This window comes from Nostocoides australiense Ben110, assembly GCF_001050535.1.
GTDB lineage: Bacteria > Actinomycetota > Actinomycetes > Actinomycetales > Dermatophilaceae > Nostocoides_A > Nostocoides_A australiense.
This window is the reverse complement of sequence record NZ_HG764815.1, coordinates 1290348-1310232: the sequence shown is the minus strand read 5'-3', so window position 1 is coordinate 1310232 and position 19885 is coordinate 1290348. Positions and strand designations below refer to the sequence as shown.

Below are 19885 nucleotides of genomic sequence, written 5' to 3'. Positions count from 1 at the left end.
TGACCGCGACGACGGCCGGCCGGTCGTTGCCCAACCGGCCCCGCAGGTCCAGCGCCATCGTGCGCACGTCATCCGCCGCCGCGTCGGAGCCGGCGTCGTGACCGAGGAAGGTCACCCCGCCGACATCGCGCGCCGACGCCGTCAGGCCGGCGCCCGCGGCCGCGAGCGACTCCTTGCGCAGCTTGTCCAGTTCGCGTTCCGCGTCCTTGAGCTTGCCCATGAGGCCGTGCACGCGCTCGGGCAACTCCTCCGGCCGGCCCTTCATCAGCTCGGTGAGCTGACCGACGATGGCGCGCTCGCGGGCGAGGAAGGAATAGGCGTCGGTGCCCACGAGGGCCTCGACGCGGCGTACCCCCGAGCCGATGGACGACTCGCCGAGCAGCGTCACCAGACCCAGCTGCGAGGTGCGCTCCGCGTGCGTGCCGCCGCACAGCTCGCGCGCCCAGTCGCCGACCGAGATGACGCGCACGGCGTCGCCGTACTTCTCCCCGAAGAGCGCCATCGCCCCGGACTCGCGCGCCTGCGCCTGCGTCATCACGTCCGCCCGGACCGCGAGGTCGTCGAGCAGCACCTGGTTGACCCGCGCCTCGACGTCGCGCAGCACCGAGGCCGGCACCGCGCTCGAGGCGTTGAAATCGAAGCGGAAGCGGCCCGGTGAGTTCTCCGAACCGGCCTGGGTCGCGGTGTCCCCCAACGCTTCCCGGATCGCCTTGTGCACCATGTGCGTCGCCGTGTGGGCGCGCGAGATGGACCGGCGGCGCGCGATGTCGACTTCGGCGAACGCCTGCTCGCCCGTGCCGACCTCGCCGTCGACGACCCGGCCGCGGTGGACGATCAACCCGGTGATGGGCTTCTGGACGTCGTCGACCTCCACGAGCGCACCATTCGCCAGGCGCAGCAGCCCACCGTCCGCGAGTTGCCCACCGCCCTCGGCATAGAAGGGCGTGCGGTCCAGGACGATCTCGACCTCCTGGCCGCTGGTGGCCGACGCCGCGCTGACGCCGTCGATGAGCAGGCCCGCGACGGTCGCTTCGCCCGTCACGTCCTGGTAGCCGGTGAACTCCACCTCGTGCCCGAGCGCGTCCGCGACCGAGCGGTATGCCGTCGTGTCGCCGTGCCCGGACTTCTTCGCCTTCGCGTCGGCCTTGGCCCGCTGCCGCTGCTCGCCCATCAGGCGGGTGAACCCGTCGCGGTCGACCTGCAGCCCCTGCTCGGCCGCCATCTCCAGAGTCAGGTCGATGGGGAAGCCGTAGGTGTCGTGCAGCGCGAACGCCTGATCGCCCGAAAGCACCGCGCCCCCAGCGGATTTCGTCTTCTCCACGGCGACGTCCAGGATCGTCGTGCCCGCCGCGAGCGTGCGCCGGAAAGCCTCCTCCTCGGCATACGCGATCTGCGAGATCCGGCCGAACCCGCTCTCCAACTCGGGATAGGACGCCTTCATCTTGTCCATCGAGATCGGCAGCAACTCGGGGAGGCAGGGCTCGTTATACCCCAGCAGGCGCATCGAGCGCACGGCGCGGCGGAGCATCCGGCGCAGCACATAGCCGCGGCCCTCGTTGCCGGGGGTAACGCCGTCGCCGATGAGCATCAGCGCGGAGCGGACGTGGTCGGCGACCACGCGCAGCCGCACATCGTCGGGGTGGCTCTCGCCGGCCGAGTGGCCGGAGTGGACGCCATACCGTTTTCCGGTCATCTCCGCTGCGCGCACGAGGACGGGCTTGACCTCGTCGATCTCGTACATATTGTCGACGCCCTGCAGGATCGACGCGATGCGCTCCAGGCCCATCCCGGTGTCGATGTTCTTGTTGGGCAATTCCGCGGCGACGTCGAAGTCCTCCTTGGAGCGCACCGCCGACAGCTCGTACTGCATGAAGACGAGGTTCCAGAACTCCATGAACCGGTCCTCGTCGACCGCCGGGCCGCCCTCGGGGCCATAGGCGGGGCCGCGGTCGTAGTAGATCTCGCTGCACGGGCCGCCGGGGCCGGGCACGCCCATGTGCCAGTAGTTGTCCGCCTTGCCGCGGCGCACGATCCGCTCCGCCGGTATGCCGGTCAGGCCGAGCCAGAGGTCGATCGCCTCGTCGTCGTCCTGGTAGACGGTCGCCCACAGCTTCTCCCCGTCCAGGCCGAAACCGCCCGACTCGACCGAGGAGGTGCACAGCTCCCACGCATAGGCGATCGCTCCCTCCTTGAAGTAATCGCCGAAGGAGAAGTTGCCGTTCATCTGGAAGAAGGTGCCGTGCCGGGAGGTCTTGCCGACCTCCTCGATGTCCTGGGTGCGCACGCACTTCTGCACGCTGGTCGCGCGCGGCCCGGGCGGGGTCTCCTGGCCGAGGAAGTAGGGCTTGAAGGGCACCATGCCGGCGTTGACGAAGAGCAGGTTGGGGTCGTTGAGGATCAACGAGGCCGACGGCACCACGAGGTGGCCCTTGCTCTCGAAGAAGGACAGCCAGCGGCGCCGGATCTCAGCGGTTTCCATGGGTGATCGACCTAGGTGCTCGGGTTCGTGCGGGACAGTGCAGTCTAATTGCCTTCACGTTCCTCTCCTCATGCAATCAGGGCGCCCTGCGCGTTCCTCGCAGCGCGACCTCCTCGCATCGTCGACGAACCGGAGTCCGGTTCGCGAGCAGGCTGACTTGGCTGCCGTCTCCCCGTGGCTCAGAGGTCGAATCCCGCCGGGTCGCGGATCAGGTCGCGTGCCCGCTCGTCGCTCAGGCGTGCTCCCCCGGGTTGATTGGCCGCCGCCTCGTAGCCCAAGGCGTCGCGCAGCTCGCGTTCGCGCTCGGCCATGCCGCCGCGCACCTGCCGGACGAAGTCGCCGAGTCCGGCGACGGGATCACTCGGACGATAACGGCCGCCGAAGCGATACAGGCCGTAGGCGGCGGCCCCGCCCGCGAGCGCCGCGAGGCCGAGCGTGAGTGGCCGGCCGGTCACGACTCGTCCTGTTGCGGGAGGCGCCCGCCGGCCGGCTTCGCCAACGCCGAGCGCACCCCATAGGAGAAGGCAGCGGCCTTGACCAGCGGCTGCCCGACCGTCGCGGCGAAGAGGGAGGTGAGCGCGTTGGCGTTGGTGGCCATCGACCCGACGTTGGCGGTGATGGAGTCGACCCGCGCGAGTTGGTCGTTGGTCAGCGACACGGTGTCGGTGAGCTTGACCAGGGTCGGCTGCACATTGTCGGTCGTCACCTTCAGCGACGCCTGTGTCTCGTCGAGGATCCGCCCCGCCTTGCCGATGAGCGACCCGAGCCGATAGACGAGGAAGGAGACGGCCAGCGCCAGGATCAGCAGGGCGATATCGCCGAGCGAGACATTCTCGAACATGCCGGCAAGACTAATCCCGCCGCGCAGCCTGCCCTCGCGAGCTTCGGTGTCGCCAGAGGGCCGCATCGTGCTTCCCGACCAGAGCGGCCGATCCCTAATCTGGAGCGATGATCGACCTCGCGACCGTGGCCCGGCCCATCATCGGCGCACCGATGGCGGGCGGACCGTCGACGCCCACCTTGGTGGAGGCGGTGGGCGCGGCCGGTGGGTTCGGGATGCTGGCCGCGGGTTACCTGACGCCCGCCGCGCTGGCGGACGCGATGGCCGCGACCCGCGGCCCGTTCGGGGTCAATCTCTTCTGCCCGCCGGACACGGAACCGGATCTGGCTTCGGCGCAGGCGTATCGCGAGAGCCTGGCTCAGCTGGCGCAGCAGTATGCCGTCGAGCTCCCGCCCGTAGCTGTTGCCGCCGCAGCCGACGACGACCACTGGGCCGAGAAGGTCGACCTGCTCTGCGAGCGTCCACCCGCGGCGGTCTCCTTCACGTTCGGGCTGCCCGATGCCGAGACCGTCGAGCGCCTGCACGCGCGAGACTGCACCCTCCTCGCGACGGTGGCGTCGGTGGCGGACGCCCGGGCCGCTGCGGCGCTGGGGGTGGATGCGATGTGCGTGCAGGGTCCCGAGGCCGGTGGTCACCGGGCCACCCGGCGCATCGCCGACGAACCCGAGGACGTGCCGTTGCTCGAGCTGATCGCGGCGGTCCGGGCCGCGGTGTCGGTGCCGGTGATCGCGGCCGGTGGGCTCATGGACACCGCGGCCGTCGAGGCGGTGCTGAAAGCGGGAGCCGTTGCGGCACAAGTAGGTACGGCCCTGCTCCTGGCAGACGAGGCCGGCACCTCGGCGACCCATCGGGCGGCGCTGACCGACCCGCAGTTCACGGAGACAGCGGTGACGCGCGCCTTCACCGGTCGCCCGGCCCGCGGCCTGCGCAACGACTTCGTGGAGCGTTACGACACCGGTGCGCCCGCGGCATACCCGGCAGTGCACCAGCTCACCCGCCCCATTCGCGCCGCCGCGGCAGCCGCGCGAAACCCCGCCCACGTCCACCTCTGGGCCGGCACCGGCTGGCACCACGCGCGTCCGGCGCCGGCCGCCGACATCATCACCCGCCTGACGCCGGCGTAGTCGCCGAACCGTCGAGCGAAGCGAGTTCCTAGCCTTCCGGGGACTGGCAGCGGGAGGCGAGGCCAGAATTCCGCGCGAGCGGACCGGGGAACCGTCGAGCACAGCGAGCTTGGTTCACCGGAACGGAAAACCAGCGCGAGCGCCAGCGAACTCCTGGCCTTACGGGTCAGTACTTGCCGGTGATGAAGATCGGCATGCGGTCGACGTTGTGGTAGAGCCAGTCGGAGTCGTTGACGGTGACCCGGATGCAGCCGTGCGAGGCGGGATAGGTCGGCACCGACGTGGAGCCGTGGACGAAGATGGCCCCGACGACCTGGCGTGGGTTGTACATGTTCCCGAAGTTGGAGATATAGGCGAACTCGCCGGTGGTCTGCTTGCGGCACGACTCGGGGTAGAGCGTGGAGCAGTACCAGCCGCGCGTGGTGTTGGCCAGCGTGTAGTAACCGAAGGGGGTCTCGTGGCCCCGGACCCCCGTCGAGACGGGCAGGACTCGCTGGACCTTCTTGTCCTTGACGTAGAACATCGTCTGGCACGCCTGCTGAACGTGCACGAAGGTCGACTTGCCCTGGAAGGAGGAGACCCCGATCTGGTTGAGCCGGGAGTATTTGTTGTCGTATTCGACGAGCTTGCGATAGGTCTCGGTGTTGAGGCTGTAGCGGTTGACGGGCAACCCGGAGATGCGCCGGAAGGCGCACAGCCCCTGGCGGGTCTGCTGACCGGTGATGCCGTCGGCCGGGCCGGCGGGGATGCCGAACTTGGCCATGATCTGCTGGGCACGCTTGACGACCGGGTCGGATTCGCCGCGACGCGCCTCCTGGGGCACCGGCACGGTCGGGCCCACAGCGGCGTTGGCCAACTCCTTGGGCGCGGGCACCGTGGTCTCGGCGAAAGCCGGTGCGGCAGCGGTGATTCCGAGGCCCGCGGCCATGGCGACAACGGTGGCGCGGCGTGCGATCTGCATGTTCATGGTGATTCCCTCTCCCTTTGGACCCGATGGCGGGTGCAGCGAGCTTCAGCGTCGCTGTCATCACCTCAGACGCCTCAGGGCACTCACAGGTTGTGCAAAGACAGATTACGGTCTGATCACGGCCGGCCGAGCCGCGAGCGCAACCATTTCCACCGCTCCTGCAGGCGGGCCTCGAATCCCCGGTCGGTGGGCCGGTAGTAGTCGGTCGTGCCCTGCAAGTCGTCCGGGAGGTACTGCTGCTCCGCCACGCCGTCGGGCTCGTCGTGGGCGTAGCGATAGCCGTCGCCGTGACCGAGGCGGGCAGCGCCGGCATACCCGCTGCCGCGCAGGTGCGCGGGCACCGCGCCGCCCTTGCCCGCCCGCACGTCGGCGATCGCCGCGTTGATCGCGAGATAGGAGGCGTTCGACTTCGGGGCGAGGGCATTGTGAACGACGGCCTGCGCCAGGATGATTCGCGCTTCGGGCATCCCGATCTGGGCGACGGCGTGCAGCGCCGCGATGGCTGTCTGGAGGGCGGTGGGGTCGCCCATGCCGACGTCCTCGGAGGCGGCGATGACGATGCGGCGGGCGATGAAGCGCGGATCCTCACCCGCCTCCAGCATGCGCGCGAGGTAATGCAGCGCTGCGTCGACGTCGGAACCCCGCATCGACTTGATCAGGGCCGAGGCGACGTCGTAGTGCTGGTCGCCGGCGCGGTCGTAGCGCACGGCCGCGTGAGCCATCGCCTGCTCGACCGCCGGCAGCGAGATCGTGGTCGGCTGATCGTCGCCCCGTATGCCGCGCAGATCCTCCGCGACGCCGGCCGCAGCTTCGAGGGCGGTCAGGGCGCGGCGCGCGTCACCGCCGCTGACGCGCACAATGTGCTCTCTCGCGTCGTCGTCGAGCGTGTATGCCGCGCCCAGGCCTTCCGGCGCGGTGAGTGCGGCCTCGACGACATCGCGAATCTCGTTGTCCGACAGGGATGTCAACGTGATCAGGACGGAGCGGGAGAGGAGGGGAGCGATGACGGAGAAGGACGGGTTCTCGGTCGTCGCCGCGACGAGGATGACCTGGCGGTTCTCGACGCCGGGCAGGAGGGCGTCCTGCTGGGCCTTGGTGAAGCGGTGGATCTCATCGAGGAAGAGGACGGTCTGCTTCTCGTAGAGATCGCGGTTGCGGGCGGCCTGCTCCATGACGGCGCGCACGTCCTTGACTCCGGCGGTGATCGCCGACAGTTCGACGAAGTCACGTCCCGCGGCGCTCGCGACGAGGTGGGCAAGGGTCGTCTTGCCCGTGCCCGGCGGGCCCCACAGGATCGCCGAGACCGGTCCCGCCCGGCCGCCGCTGCCCTCGATGAGTCGCCGCAGCGGCGAGCCGACCCGGAGCACATCGCTCTGGCCGCGGACCTCATCGAGGGATCGCGGGCGCATCCGAACTGCCAGCGGCGGCAGCACCGAGTCGCTCGGCGCCTCGTCCCCGGCCGCCGCGGCCCCGAAGAGATCCGGCTCGCTGCTCACTGGCACAGGCTAAGTCAGCCGCCGGCCAGAGGTGGGGCGCAGCTGAGGTAGCGGTGTCCGGAGGGGGTCCGGATCTCGGTCACATGCATGTTGAGCCCGGCGCGTTGCGCGATGCCGGTGTTGGGATCGTCGGGGTGGCCGTGGGCGTACTCGGTCACCTCCTGCGGCGTGAGCACCCGGGTGCTGAAACCGGGCAGGTCCTTGGTGTAGTTGCAGCGGGCGCACAGCCCTTGCCCGTTGGCGAGGCTGGTGGTCCGCGACCGCGCGAACGGGGAGACGTGATCGGCATGGCGGATGACAGCCCCGCAGTATGGCGTGCGGCAGACATCGTCGCGGATGATCAGCGCCCACCGGAGTGCGGGGGGGGGAAGCCGCGCCGACGATTCGAGGCCGACCAGGTCGCGGCCGTCGCGACTGGTGAAGATCCGCTGGATCAGGGTATGCGCCGGCTCGCCGGGCATGGGATCCGCCGGCCTCGCGTCGGCGGACGTGAGGTCGTCGGGCGTGAGGTCGTCGAAGTTCTGGTGGCCTGCGTCGCTCGAGTCATCGGCGGCGTCGCACCCGCGCAGCAAGAGCCGGCGGGCGAGGGCGGCCGGCAGCGGGCCGTGCCCGACGACCCAGGCGGGCCGGTCCACGCAACGGTCAGGGTCGTCCTGGGCATGGCCGAGGAGGGACTCGGGCCGCATGAGCAGGCCGATGTGGACCGGCTGGGTCTGCCCGGCGGTGCGTCCGCTGAGCAGACGCAGGGCGGTGTCGGCCATGATCTGGGCGTGGGTGCGCTCTGCGGGCGGGTCGTCCTCCTCGTGGTGACCACCGAGGACGCCATTGGCATAACCGCGCAGCGACGCCAACGCCCCCACGACATCGGGCAGCGGACCGAAGACGCTCAGATAGGCCATCCCGTCCGGCGCCGGCCGGGTCCACACGCCCCGCTCGCTCACGGCCTTGCGGTGCTTGGCCACGATGCTCGCGGGGTCGAGTTCGGCGGCGTGACGGGCGGCGAGTTTGCCGATCTCGCGCGCGATAGCCCCCGCAAACCGGGGCGCCACCAGTTCGTCCACCGCTGCGCGGTGCTCATCGGACAGCGGGCTGGTCTGGTGCACCACCGCGGCCGCAGCGGCCTCGTCGATGATCCCCGCGGTCAACGCGGCTCGCGTGTGGGGCATCTCTGTCAACGCCCGCGCCACGCTCAGGTGCCGATCGGCCAGCGAAGGCGAACACCGCCGGGCCAGCGCGATCTGTGGGGCGATCCCCCGGCGCGCGGTCCGCAGCGTCCGGCGGGCCGCCAACGCTTCCCGGATCGTGGTCCGCGCGAACGCGTGAGTCGCGCGCGCCTGCGCTGCGGCGATCGGGCCTTTGCCGCCCTCCAAGGTGGCGATCAGATCGATCATCTCCGCACGCGTGGCCTCCGGCCCGCGTGTGTCGTCCGGTGCCACTGACCGTAGCCAGTCCACCAGCCCCTTCAGCGCCGAGACCTGGGCCTGGACGTCCGGCTCACCGGAGTGCTCCTCGCCGGCATCCTGTCCCTCGGCGTCCTGCCCGTCGCCGTTCTGACCATCGGCATTCTGCCGACTGATGTCCGGCTCGCCGTCCTCGCAGGCCCAGTCGGCCACCTGGCCCTCGACCCAACGGGCGAACGCGGCCTCCTCGTCGGGATCGGCGACATAGTCCCGTATGCCGTCATCGGCACACCGGCTCACGTGCTGATCAGCGCCTCGCGCTCCTCGGCCAGCTCGCACTCGTAGGCGGACGGCTCGGCGAACAGGCTCTCGTCGAACCAGTCCGGCGGCGGCACCCACCCCGGCTCGCGTCGCCCGCCGACGCCCCCAGTCACACCGACGCCCCCAGTCACACCGACGCCCCCAGCCGCGTCAAGACAGCCAGCCGCGTCAAGAAAGCCACTCTCACCGGCGCGGCCGGCTGCCCGGTCGGAGGTGGATGCGGTGATCTCGACCATGCCTCATCGTACTCCAGTTCTACCTGTCCGACAAGCGTTTTCGACAAGCAAATCATTCTGCTGCAACGCAATTCGAGTGATGAGCCAACACCTATAACGACCCCGAAGACAGCATACGCAGACCCCCCGACAACCGGCATGAACCGGCAGCAGCAGCGCTGCCGCCCACGTCGAGCTCACGGTTAACGACGCGGACGACGCCGAGGCCCGAGGCCCCACGGGTGCCGGGATAGCGTTGGGCGAGTGAACGCGCGCCCGGTGACCAGCTTCGGCGAACTCTGGGCGGCCAGCGGCGAGCACCCGATGGTGCGCGCCGAGATCCCATCGGATCAGCCGCTGGACGCCGTCGTGCTCGGCAACGCGATCGCCTTCGCCCGGCCGAGCCACATACGCGGGATCGTGCTGACCCTCCTCGGCCCGGAGGCGGATGCCCGGATATTGCTCCGCGACCCGCAGCTGGCCGCGCTCCTCTTTCGGGAGCGCCCGACCGGGATGCTCAGCGTGCCAGCGAGACTGCGCGCCGATGTCGAGGAGATCTTCCGGGCCGGTCCCGGCGGGGATTGGGAGTGGATGTCCACCACCACCCCACCGCCGGCCCAACCCGCCGAAGACGACCTGATCGAATTCGACGCGACGGCCAAGGAGGAGTTGGATACCTTTCTCGCCGAACACAATTCCCGCACCGACGGCCAGCCGTTCCGCCGCGACGGCCAGCTCTGGCTCGGCGCACGCGACCCCGCCGGCCACGTGATCGCCTGCGGGTGCAGCGAGCCCTCCGCGGCCGGCATACCCGAACTCTCCGGGATCACCGTCGCCTCCGAGCAGCGCGGCCACGGCTGGGGCGCTGCAGTGACCGCCGCCCTGACCCGGCGCGCAATCTCCGAAGTCGGCATGTGCGCGCTCGGGATGTACTCCGACAACGACCGAGCCCGCGAGATCTATCACCGACTCGGCTTCGTGACGGCGCAGGCATTCAGCTCCCGCGTCGTCGCCCGGCAATGAGCCGGCTCGGCAGCGCCGGGTTCACCGTGTCCGCGGCTTCCTTGCCAGCACGCGCGTGCCCAGCACGAGACCGAAAGCCGTCAGGACCACCGCGGTCACGGTTTCGGCGATCCGTGTCGGCCAGCCCGTCAGCGGCTGGCTGAGCCAGGGCCACATCGACACCACCCAGGGTTCGACCAGCGCGCCTAACGGGACGATCAGTCGGGCGAGCAGCCCCCATGGACTCCGGGGGCGGGCCAGGGCGCCGATCAATCCGAGCGGGGCGCCGACGACGACTGGCGCGATGAGCCACTCGACATTGCTCGCCCAGATCCCGGAGTCATAGATGCCCGCGAGATGCCCGAGTCCGGCGTGCGCGTAGACGGCGATGCCGGTCGCAACCACCCCCGCGGCCGCGGCGATCCCGGGTCGGCGCACGAGCCAGCCACCGAGGATCCCGATGCCGGCCCAGGCCGTGCCGGAATTGGTGATCTTGCTCAGCGTCAGCCGGATGGTCAGCCAGGTGTCTGCCGCCCCGGACAGCTGCTCCGTAGACGTGATATTGGACAGCAGCGAGAGGACGGCGAGGGCAAGAGACCACGCGATCACCAAGCACCACGCGCGACCCCGGGTGCCTTCAAAGGCCATCAGTCGGGTTGCCGCGCAACGACATACAGCCGCGGGGTCTGCGCCTCGGTCGGCAACGCCGAGCGCAGGAACCACTGGACGTCGACGAGTCCCGCGGCGGAGACCGCATCGACGACCTCCTGACTGTCATGCAACACGAAGTCGAGATCCGTTGCGGCGCCGAAGAGTTCGTCGACATGGCGCACCTCGTCCCCCACGTGGACACAGAACGCCAGCACTCCCCCGGGCTGCAGGACCCGCGCCAGGCCGCTGAAAATGCCGACCAATTCCGAGCCCGCGGCGTGCACGAACGCATACCAGGCGGTGATCGCGGCCCACGCCGAGGCCGCGGGTGGCCGAAGCAGACGCGTGTAATCGCCTGCCTTAAATGTCACGTCCGGGTGCAAAGCGCGCGCCTCGTCGAGCATGGCGAGCGAGAAGTCGAATCCGGTGACCCGCGCCCCGGCAGCCGCCAGCACGGCGGTGGTCTGTCCCGGCCCGCACCCGACGTCCGCCACCGGGCCACCGCCCGCCTGATCCGCGACATGCGACAGCAGCCAGCGGTCGAATGGCTTGCCCGCCAACTCATTCCCGAGTTCTGCTGCGTATGCCGACGCCACCGCGTCGTATCCGGCCCGCACCTTCTCGTCGCGCGCCGACGCGCCCAGCGCCACCACCACGTCGCGATCGACAGTCGGCTCCGCTGCGGCCACGGGGGCGAGGCCGGCGATCGGGCCGAGCAGGTGGATCCAGCGTTCGTCGTGCTGCCCCGGGCGGCGAGGTAGCTGCTGCACCAGGGGCAGGGAACGGCCGGCGAGCCGCTGCAGGACGATCTCGACATCCTCGCGGCCGGCGAACTTGTGCAGCCGGTCCGTGCGCGTCTTCAGCTCACCCGCCGTCTGCTCGCCGCGCAGCAGCAGCACCGTCAGCACCGCCTTTTCGTCCGCGGCCAGTTCGAGGGCTTCCTCGAGCCGCTGGTGGTACTTCAGCACCCGTGAGCCCGCGCCCGCCCACACGATCCGCACCAGCCCCCGGTCCTTGAGGGCACGGCATACTGTCTCGATGTCCGAGGCGGCATAGTCCGTGACCGGCTCGCGGCTCGTCGCCTGATTGCAGGCTGTCTGCAAGCCGTTGAGCGACAACGGATACGACGCCGACACGGTGACCTGCTTCTCCATCAAGGAGCCGAGCACGCGCTGCTCGACGGGGTCGAGGGTCGGCACCTCCGTGGGCTCCGGAGCGGACTCATGGGCCATGCCACGACCCTACTTGCCCGCTCTCCCCGCCGACTGCACGTGGGACGCGGCGACGGGCCGCGTAGTCTCGCGGCACATGGGACGCCGGTGGCTGTGGTTGCTGATCGCCGCCGGTGTCTGCACTCAGACGGCTCTCAACGTCGTCCGGCCGGTCCTGTCCTACAAGCTGATCGCGCTCGGCGCCGACGGGACGACGATCGGTCTGGTCACCGCGGCGTATGCCGTGCTCCACCTTTTCGTTGCGCTGTCCCTCGGGCGCTTGACGGACCGCACACCGCGGCTGCGGCTGCTGATCCAGGTGGCCGCCGTCGTGCTCGGTGTCGGCGGAGTGCTGGCGGCGGTGTCCGGCTCGGTCGTGGGCGTGGCGCTGGGTTCGGTGTTCCTTGGCTTGGGACACCTCGTCTTCACCATCAGCGGGCAGGCGGCCATCGCGCGCTACTCCCGGGACCGCGACCTCGACCTGGGCTTCGGGTGGTTCACGGCGGCATACTCGTTCGGGCAGACCATCGGTCCCCTCATCGGCGGCGCGCTGGTGGGTTCGGGATCGGTCGCGCAGCCGGGACGGATCGGCGCCATCAACACCGCCCTCGCGGTGGGTACCATTGTCGCGCTGGCGGCCGTGCCGGTGATGGCGATTCCGGCCGTGCTGCCGGCGTCCAGATCGACTGCGGGAAAAGCGGATTCGGATGTCCGGCCGCGTGCTTCCATTGCCCAGATCCTGCGTGTGCCGGGAGTGTCGGCGAGCATGCTTACGTCCCTCACCCTGCTCTCGGCGATGGACATCCTCATTGCCTTCTTGCCGGTGGTGGGCGAACGCGCCGGCGTCTCCCCGGTCGTCATCGGATGGCTGCTCGCGGTCCGGGGCGCCACGGGTATCCTGTCGCGCTCACTGCTGCCGTGGATCTCGGCGCGCATCTCCCGTCAGCGCCTGCTCGCGGTGTCCGCGCTCGGCGCCGCCGTGGGTCTGGCGATCTCGCCGCTGGTGATCAACAACTGGCTCGTCTCCGGTGTCGCGCTGGCGGTCGGCGGGTTCTTCCTCGGCCTCGGCCAGCCCATCACGATGACGCTCATATCGACGGCCGTGCCGAGCATCTGGCGCTCCCAAGCCCTGGCCGTCCGGCTGATGGGCAATCGCGTCGGTCAGGTCGGTTTCCCGCTCGTGGCCGGCCTGGTCGCCACTCCCTTCGGCCCGGCCGGGGCGATCTGGATGTCCTGCCTCGCCCTGGTCGCCTCGGTGGCCCAGCAACTGCATACCGGCGGCAGCGGGCACGAGCCCCGCTAGCTGTGCCGGGATTCGGCGTCGCCTCGGCGCCGCTCTGACCAGGCGTTAGAGTGCCTACCATGCGTGCCCGTGCTCGTCTCGCCCTGGTCGGTCTCGCCGTCCTGATCGGGGCTACCAGCACCGCGGTGGCGGCCCCCGCAAGCACCGCCCTCGAAGCGGTGGGCCGCGGCAACCTGCTCGCCTACACCGCGGGGATCGACATCGACCAGGACGGCATGTTCGCGGCCGGCACGCCCGAGGAGGAGGGCACCGATATCTGGGTGCGCGATGTCACCGGGGCCACCCCGCCGGTCATGCTCAACCGCCCGAACTCGGTAGCCGACGTCACCCCGAGCTTCTCCCCGGACGGGACGAAGATCGCGTGGGCGTCGCGGGACACCCCGACCGGCACCCTCGACATCCTGGTCAAGACCCTCTCGACCGGCGCCGTCACGAACCTGACGAACAGCGGATCGGCGGACGAGCGCTGGCCGTCGTGGTCCGGCGACGGCACCCGAATCCTCTACAACCGTCGCACCACCCCGACGTCGAACCTGGACATCTGGGTCACCAACGCCGACGGGACCAGCCAGCGCTACCTCGCCGGCAAGATCGGCGACGGGAAGTTCTACGAGGACTGCTGTGCCTCATTCACCACCGACGGAGCGTCGATCGTCTTCGCCTCCAACCGCACCGGCCAGTTCGACATCTACCGTTACGACCTCGCCGGAGCGGGCTCGAGGGAGCGGGCGAAGTACCTGACCCGGTTGACCTACGCACCCTGGTATCAGGGCACCCCGGCCGTCGAGGCCCGCGGCACGGTGGTCTATCGCAATGCCTCCGACCATCAGATCTATCGCCTCGACCCGTTCCGCGCGCCGGCGCAGGCGCCCACCGCGGTGCGCGTGCCGGGCCAGGTCCGCACGCCTCAGGGCACGCCCGATGGCAGGGGTCTGGTGTTCGGCTGGCGACCCGGTCCCCGGCAGGCACTGGACATCATCCTGACGGACCGCTTCGGCGCCAACCCGGTCAATATGACCAATACGCGCGTGATCACGGAGACCAATCCCACCTGGCAGCCGAAACCGCCGCGGCCGTAGCGCGTTCGACCACGGTGACGGAGGGGTCACCCGCAGTAGCTGGGAGTGACGTCCTTGTCCGGCAATTGAGTGCTGCCGTTCCACCGGTTGTCGAACCGGCTCCAGTAGGTCTGTGAGGCTGGGCTGAACCAGATGGTGGTGAACGCGTTGGTGTTCAGGCGGGCGTTCATCACCGCGCCCACGCCGAGGGACTTCGCCTTGCCGACCGGCTTGAAGGCACGGTTGCAGCGCATGATGACGCCATTGGTGCTGGTGTCCATCGACGGCAGCGGCAGCTTGGCGTCCTTCAGCCGCAGGCCGTAGCCGAAGACGCGGAAGTTGGTGACCGCGTTGTATTCCCAGGTGTTGCCCCATCCGGCCATCTGCTCGTTGAAGCCGATGGCGACCTTGTTGGCCCGGTTGAACTGGAACAGGTTGTAGCTGGAGTCGACGTCCGTGTTGTAGGCCCGCCCGTCACCTGGCAGGTCGTGGACAGAGTTGCGCGCCACGTAGTTGTAGTTGCTCGCCGTCCCGAGGCGAATTCCTTCATGCATGTAATGCTCGGTGCTGGCTGCGGACAGTCGGGAGATGTCGTTGTCCGCGATCGTCCAGTGGTCGCTGAACGTCATGACCCACACCCCTGGTCCGGACCCGCAGATGATGTCCGAGATGACATTGCCCTGGATCACGCCATAGTTGCTCAGGGAGGCGTGGATGCCGCGGCTTCGGATCTTGTTGCCGTACAACCTGATCCGGTCGGCGGACGCCATGGATCTCGCGCCGGTCACGCCCTGGAGGTACGGGATGACGCGATGCGTCGACGACGGATCGCGTTGGCCGCGGCCCGGAACCTTGCGACGGTCGGCCCAGTTGCGCTCCTTGACCTTCGTCGCATGCCAGTTGAAGGCGGCGGTCGACTTCTCGCCAAGGATCAAGAGGCCGTGGACGATCGTCAGCCCGCGAATCGTCCAATCGCTCGCCCCGCCCGTGATCTTGATCGTGCGCCGCATGCTCGGCTGGTGGCTGGTGCACGAATCCGGTGCCTGGTCGGAGGTGACGACGACCTCCCCGTCGCCGGCGTTGGTCAAGGTGATGGGCGCCGTCGGGGTGCCGGACTTGCGGATCTTCACCTCGCCCTTGTAGGTGCCTGCGTGCACCTTGATCACCGTGCCCGGCACAGCGGCGTCGACGGCGGCTTGGATCGTGGCCAGGGGGGCCTGCGACGTCCCGGACGCTCGATCGGAACCACCCACAGCGACGTGTATCGCTTGTCCCGCCGCAGAGGCCGATTGGGCGGCGCCGGCGGGGACGAAGGCACCGGCAAGGGCGACGATCGCCGTCGCCGAGATCATCGATCGCTTCACGAGGTCTCCAATTGCTGCTGGTGGGGGGTAGTCAGCAGTTCAGAACCCGAACTTACACGCAAACCGGATCCGCCCTTGCGGTTCGGGCCTTCGTAGCGGCGGAGTCAGCGCTGGTCAGGGGTTCGTGACCGCCGGGCCGGTCAGGTCGCCGGCCGCGCGAGCACTGAGCGCAGCCGCGCGAGACTCGCTGTCAGGCCAGGGTCGCCCCGCCGCGCGCGATCGCAGACGCCGAGGATCCCCGCGCGTGCGCCGTACCAGCGCGCCCGCACGGGCAGTTGCTCGTCGGTGCCGCCGTATGCCGCCCACGCCCCCTCGAAGAAGGCGTCACCGAAGTCGAAGAGCAACAGGGCGAAGTCGCGGGCCGGGTCGTCGTGGACCGCATCGCTCCAGTCGATGACGCCGCTGATCTGCCCGCTGGCAGGATCGACGATGACATGCTCGTCGCCGAGATCGTTGTGGCAGAACACCATCCGCTCGGGGCGCGGCGGGAGAGGGGCCGCGAGGAAGGAGTCGACCTCACGTTGCACATCCTCCGCGCACAAGGCCCGGGCCTCCCCCCAAGCGCTGGCCGCTTCACGGCGCCAAAGCCCCAGATCGCGTCCCGGCTTGACCAGCCCCGGAGGTGGTTCGGCGGTATGCAGTCGCGCGAGGAAGACCCCCAACTCACGGGCCGCTCGCGCCGGGTCGGCGGGCGACAGCAGGTCGGCGCTTCGGCCGGGCACCGGCGTCAGCAGCAGCGCACCCGTCTGCGGATCAGCGGCGAGCACCCGATTCGTGGCGAGTGTCGCGTGCGCCGCGACGAAGTCGAGCAGGGCGACGTCGGTGCGCAGCGTACGTGCCCGCTCCTCGGGGTCGGCGAACTTGCTGATCCGCAGCAGTAGGTCGTCCCCGACGGGGCGGCGCACGGCATACGCAACATTGTCCCAGCCCTCGCCGAGCTCCTCGATCCAAGCCTGCCCCAGCCCGGGGTCCAGTTGGTGCAGCACCGCCGCCAGGTCGAGGTCCCGGCGCGGCATCTTCATCGATGCCTCGTCACTGCGGCAGCTCCAGTCGTTCGAGGAATGCCTCCTGTGCGGCGACCACGCGAGGCCCAGCTTCTTGGAGGGTGCACCATTGCGTCCGGTCGATCTCCGGGAAAGTGATGCTCGTGCCGGACCGGGGCGGCCACTGCGTCGTCACCGTGTTGCCGGCTCCGGCGGGCACGTCGAAGGGTTCAGTGACGAGCACGGCGAAGGCATGGACGACCTTGCCGCCGGACTGTTTGACAGTCCCCATCTCGAACCAATCACCCTGCGGAACAGGCAGTCCCGTTTCCTCAGCCCACTCTCGTTCGGCGGCTTGCCGCGGCGACTCGGTCTCGGGGTCGAACTCGCCCTTGATGATGCTCCAGGCCCGCTCGTCCTTGCGCGCCCACAAGGGTCCACCCATGTGACCGATGAGCACACGGACCACACCGTCGGCTCCAACATGGATGGGCAGGATGCCCGCGCTGGTGCGCGCTCTGGCCGGACTCATGCTGCAGCCATCCTTTCGATCGCGTCCGCCGCCCGACCGGCGGGTGGCCGGCGGGCGGCATACGGCGGAAGCTCAGGCCTGCGGCGCCGGCCCGGACGCTGCCTCGCCGGGGCCGGCCTCGCGCGGGTTGGCGTCGGACGGCTTGGCGTCGATGCCGGCCTCCTTGCGCTGCTCCGGCGTGATCGGCGCGGGCGCGTCGGTGAGCGGGTCGTAGCCACCGCCCGACTTGGGGAAGGCGATGACATCGCGGATCGAGTCGTAACCACCGAGCAGCATCACGATGCGGTCCCAGCCGAAGGCGATGCCGCCGTGCGGGGGCGCCCCGAACTTGAACGCATCGAGCAGGAAGCCGAACTTCTCCTGCGCCTGCTCCGGCGTGAGCCCCATGATCGCGAAGACTCGCTCCTGAATGTCCCTGCGGTGGATACGGATCGACCCGCCACCGATCTCGTTGCCGTTGCAGACCATGTCGTAGGCATAGGCCAGCGCGGACCCGGGGTCGGACTCGAGGGTGTCGAGGAACTGCTCCTGCGGGGAGGTGAAGGCGTGGTGCACGGCCGTCCAGGCACCGCCACCGACGGCGACGTCACCGGCAGCAACAGCCTCCGAGGCAGGCTCGAAGAGCGGCGCGTCGAGCACCCACAGCAGCGACCACGCGTCCTCGTCGATGAGCCCGCACCGCTTGCCGATCTCCAGCCGCGTGGCGCCGAGCAACGACCGCGACGGCTTGGCCTCGCCCGCAGCGAAGAGGATGCAGTCGCCCGGCTCGGCCCCGACGTGGCCGGCCAGCCGGCCGGTCTCGGCCTCGGAGAGGTTCTTGGCGACCGGACCGGTCAGCGAACCGTCTTCTTGCACAAGGACATACGCCAATCCCTTGGCACCCCGCTGCTTGGCGAACTCCTGCCACGCGTCCAGGGTCTTGCGGGGCTGAGACGCCCCGCCGGGCATGACCACGGCACCGACATACGGCGCCTGGAAGACCCGGAACGTCGTGTCGGCGAAGAAGTCGGTGCAGTCGGTCAGCTCCTGACCGAAACGCAGGTCGGGCTTGTCCGTGCCGAAGCGAGCCATCGCCTCGGCATACGGCATCCGCAGGAAGGGTGTCTCCAGCTCGACCCCGATGAGTGACCAGATCTCCTTGGCGAGCGCCTCGCCGAGTTCGATGATGTCGTCCTGGGTGACGAAGGACATCTCGATGTCGAGCTGGGTGAACTCCGGCTGCCGGTCGGCGCGGAAGTCCTCGTCGCGATAACACCGGGCGATCTGGTAGTAGCGCTCCATGCCGGCCACCATGAGCAGCTGCTTGAACAGCTGCGGCGACTGCGGCAGGGCATACCAGGAGCCGGGCGCGAGGCGCGCCGGCACGAGGAAGTCGCGCGCCCCTTCGGGGGTGGATCGGGTCAGCGTCGGCGTCTCGATCTCAACGAAGTCGCGCTCCCCCAACACCTTTCGCGCTGCCGCGTTGACGCGCGAGCGCAGCCGGAGCGCGTGACCGGCGCTGTGGGTGCCGGGCCGGCGCAGGTCGAGGTAGCGGTGCTTGAGGCGCGCCTCCTCGCCAACCGTGACGCGCTCGTCGATCTGGAACGGCAGGACATCGCTCGGGCTGAGCACCTCGATGGCCGAGGCGACGACCTCGATCTCGCCAGTGGGCAGGTCGGGGTTGACGTTGTGCTCCCCACGAGCGATGACCGTGCCGGTGACCTTGACGCAGAACTCGTTGCGCAGATCGTGCGCGGCACCCGTGAGCACCTCGTCGCGCGCCACGACCTGGACCACGCCGGAGGCGTCGCGCAGATCGATGAAGGCGACTCCGCCGTGATCGCGCCGCTTGGCCACCCAGCCGGTGAGGGTGACGGTCTGGTCGATCTGCTCGGCGCGCAGCGCGCCGGCATGGTGGGTGCGAAGCACAGGGGTTCCTTCGTCGGTGGATGGGGTGGTATGCCGTGGCGTGCGTCATCACGCCGTGCGGCTGGTCCAGTTTACGGATCCGCCCGCGGGCGGCCTAACTGTTATCGCCCGGCCGGTGGCGCCAGCGCGGGATCGATCCGAGAGACCACCGTCGGGAAGTCCGCCGCGAGGTCGAACTCCGGTGGCAGCGCAGCCAGTTTCGCCAGCGCTTCCTGGACCTGGGCGACGGCGTCGCTCTGGTCGCGGAGCATGTCCTGGGCCGGGTGTCGCAACTGCAGCCAGGCCACCTCGCGGGCGTCGGCGATCGTCGGCATCATGCGGGCGACCTTGGTGTGATTGCGCCCGATCGTCATCGTCAAGGTCTTGTCCGCGGCGCGCCAGCTGCCCACATACGCCTGCCCCTGCGCTCCGAACACCCGTTGCTGGTCACGCAGCGGCCCGATGCGCCCGTCGAGATAGATGGCACCCGCGCCACGGCACAGACTGACGGCGCGACCCCGGTCTCCCGGCACGGCATACGCCGACAGTTTGTCGAGATAGCTCGCGGCGAGGATGTCGTCGTCGTCGATCCGGAAGAGCACCACCGTGCGGTCCGGGGCACCGGTCTCGATCAGGTCGCGGCGCATCATCACCCGCACCGCGCTGACCTTTTCGGCATCGACGAGCCGGAGCACGGGATACCGGCGGGCGGTCTCGCGCAGCCGGCTCTGCCACGGATCCGGCATCACGCTCGAGTAGTGCACGAAGTGGCGGTAATCGTGCTTGTCCGCCATGACCTGCAGGATCGGCGCGGCCAGTTCCAGGAAGATGTCCGCGCGCGGGCCCATCCGCTCCGCCGCATACAGCTGCTCGGCGTAGCTGCCGCCCTGGTCGCGGGTCAACTTCCACGATCCGCTGTCGGGGCTGTAGACGCTGAACCGGGTCAGCCCGTAGAAGCGCGGCGGCGCGTCCTCGCCGACGCTCGCGTGCGCCGCGGCTTCCGGCTCGGCGATGCGGGCGGCGAGGGCACGCTTGAGGCGTCCGGCCGCGC

Annotated in this window: 18 protein-coding genes; 4 read left to right on the top strand and 14 right to left on the bottom strand. The window is 69.7% G+C overall.

Going from position 1 to position 19885, the window contains the following annotated elements; all coding sequences use genetic code 11:
- The 3 genes from alaS to BN11_RS06285 all read right to left on the bottom strand — a co-directional run.
- A partial coding sequence (alaS, locus tag BN11_RS06295; protein ID WP_048695891.1) for an alanine--tRNA ligase occupies positions 1-2479 on the bottom strand: 2479 nt, incomplete at its 3' end.
- Between the two features lie 179 nt (positions 2480-2658).
- Positions 2659-2934 (bottom strand): hypothetical protein, encoded by a 276-nt coding sequence (locus BN11_RS06290; protein WP_048695887.1) that lies wholly within the window; start codon positions 2932-2934, stop codon positions 2659-2661.
- A complete protein-coding gene (locus BN11_RS06285) occupies positions 2931-3320 on the bottom strand; it encodes a DUF948 domain-containing protein (RefSeq protein ID WP_048695885.1) in 390 nt (129 codons plus the stop codon). The genes BN11_RS06290 and BN11_RS06285 overlap by 4 nt, the downstream gene beginning before the upstream one ends.
- A 107-nt stretch (positions 3321-3427) precedes the next feature.
- Here BN11_RS06285 and BN11_RS06280 point away from each other — a divergent pair, with 107 nt between their 5' ends.
- Positions 3428-4444 (top strand): nitronate monooxygenase, encoded by a 1017-nt coding sequence (locus tag BN11_RS06280; protein ID WP_048695882.1) that lies wholly within the window; start codon positions 3428-3430, stop codon positions 4442-4444.
- Positions 4445-4610: 166 nt separating this feature from the next.
- Here BN11_RS06280 and BN11_RS06275 read toward each other — a convergent pair whose 3' ends face one another.
- The 4 genes from BN11_RS06275 to BN11_RS06260 all read right to left on the bottom strand — a co-directional run bounded on the left by BN11_RS06275 (position 4611) and on the right by BN11_RS06260 (position 8864).
- Positions 4611-5411 carry a L,D-transpeptidase family protein gene (locus BN11_RS06275; RefSeq protein ID WP_048695880.1) on the bottom strand — a complete coding sequence of 267 codons (801 nt, stop codon included), beginning with the start codon at positions 5409-5411 and terminating at the stop codon, positions 4611-4613.
- A gap of 116 nt (positions 5412-5527) precedes the next feature.
- Complete coding sequence (locus tag BN11_RS06270) at positions 5528-6907, bottom strand: replication-associated recombination protein A (RefSeq protein WP_048695877.1); 1380 nt, start codon at positions 6905-6907, stop codon at positions 5528-5530.
- Between the two features lie 14 nt (positions 6908-6921).
- Positions 6922-8607, bottom strand: coding sequence for an HNH endonuclease (locus tag BN11_RS06265; RefSeq protein ID WP_048695874.1), 1686 nt, complete (start codon positions 8605-8607; stop codon positions 6922-6924).
- Complete coding sequence (locus BN11_RS06260) at positions 8604-8864, bottom strand: hypothetical protein (RefSeq protein WP_048695872.1); 261 nt, start codon at positions 8862-8864, stop codon at positions 8604-8606. Before BN11_RS06260 ends, BN11_RS06265 begins: the two co-directional genes overlap by 4 nt.
- A 243-nt stretch (positions 8865-9107) precedes the next feature.
- Here BN11_RS06260 and BN11_RS06255 point away from each other — a divergent pair, with 243 nt between their 5' ends.
- Positions 9108-9866, top strand: a complete 759-nt coding sequence (locus BN11_RS06255; protein ID WP_048695869.1) for a GNAT family N-acetyltransferase — start codon at positions 9108-9110, stop codon at positions 9864-9866.
- Between the two features lie 21 nt (positions 9867-9887).
- On the opposite strand, the gene BN11_RS06250 is transcribed toward BN11_RS06255, so the two are convergent.
- The gene (locus BN11_RS06250; RefSeq protein WP_201329235.1) at positions 9888-10454 is read right to left on the bottom strand and encodes a hypothetical protein; all 567 of its coding nucleotides are present in this window, start codon (positions 10452-10454) and stop codon (positions 9888-9890) included.
- Between the two features lie 38 nt (positions 10455-10492).
- Positions 10493-11728, bottom strand: a complete 1236-nt coding sequence (locus BN11_RS06245; RefSeq protein ID WP_048695863.1) for a DUF480 domain-containing protein — start codon at positions 11726-11728, stop codon at positions 10493-10495.
- 76 nt (positions 11729-11804) lie between these two features.
- Here BN11_RS06245 and BN11_RS06240 point away from each other — a divergent pair, with 76 nt between their 5' ends.
- Entirely contained in the window at positions 11805-13010 is a 1206-nt protein-coding gene (locus BN11_RS06240; protein WP_048695861.1) for an MFS transporter, read from the top strand.
- Positions 13011-13069: 59 nt separating this feature from the next.
- Positions 13070-14089, top strand: a complete 1020-nt coding sequence (locus BN11_RS06235) for a TolB family protein (protein WP_048695858.1) — start codon at positions 13070-13072, stop codon at positions 14087-14089.
- 26 nt (positions 14090-14115) lie between these two features.
- Here BN11_RS06235 and BN11_RS06230 read toward each other — a convergent pair whose 3' ends face one another.
- The 5 genes from BN11_RS06230 to BN11_RS06210 all read right to left on the bottom strand — a co-directional run.
- Positions 14116-15432: a DUF1565 domain-containing protein gene (locus BN11_RS06230; protein WP_048695856.1), complete on the bottom strand. Its 1317-nt coding sequence runs from the start codon at positions 15430-15432 to the stop codon at positions 14116-14118.
- A 140-nt stretch (positions 15433-15572) separates the two neighbouring features.
- Positions 15573-16454, bottom strand: coding sequence for a phosphotransferase family protein (locus BN11_RS06225; RefSeq protein WP_048695855.1), 882 nt, complete (start codon positions 16452-16454; stop codon positions 15573-15575).
- Between the two features lie 10 nt (positions 16455-16464).
- On the bottom strand, positions 16465-16947 hold the full coding sequence (locus BN11_RS06220) for an NUDIX domain-containing protein (RefSeq protein WP_048695852.1): 483 nt from the start codon (positions 16945-16947) through the stop codon (positions 16465-16467).
- A 72-nt stretch (positions 16948-17019) separates the two neighbouring features.
- Positions 17020-18855 carry an aspartate--tRNA ligase gene (gene aspS / locus BN11_RS06215; RefSeq protein ID WP_048695850.1) on the bottom strand — a complete coding sequence of 612 codons (1836 nt, stop codon included), beginning with the start codon at positions 18853-18855 and terminating at the stop codon, positions 17020-17022.
- A 101-nt stretch (positions 18856-18956) separates the two neighbouring features.
- Positions 18957-19885 (bottom strand): glycosyltransferase (locus tag BN11_RS06210; protein WP_048695846.1); only part of this gene is annotated, 929 nt, incomplete at its 5' end.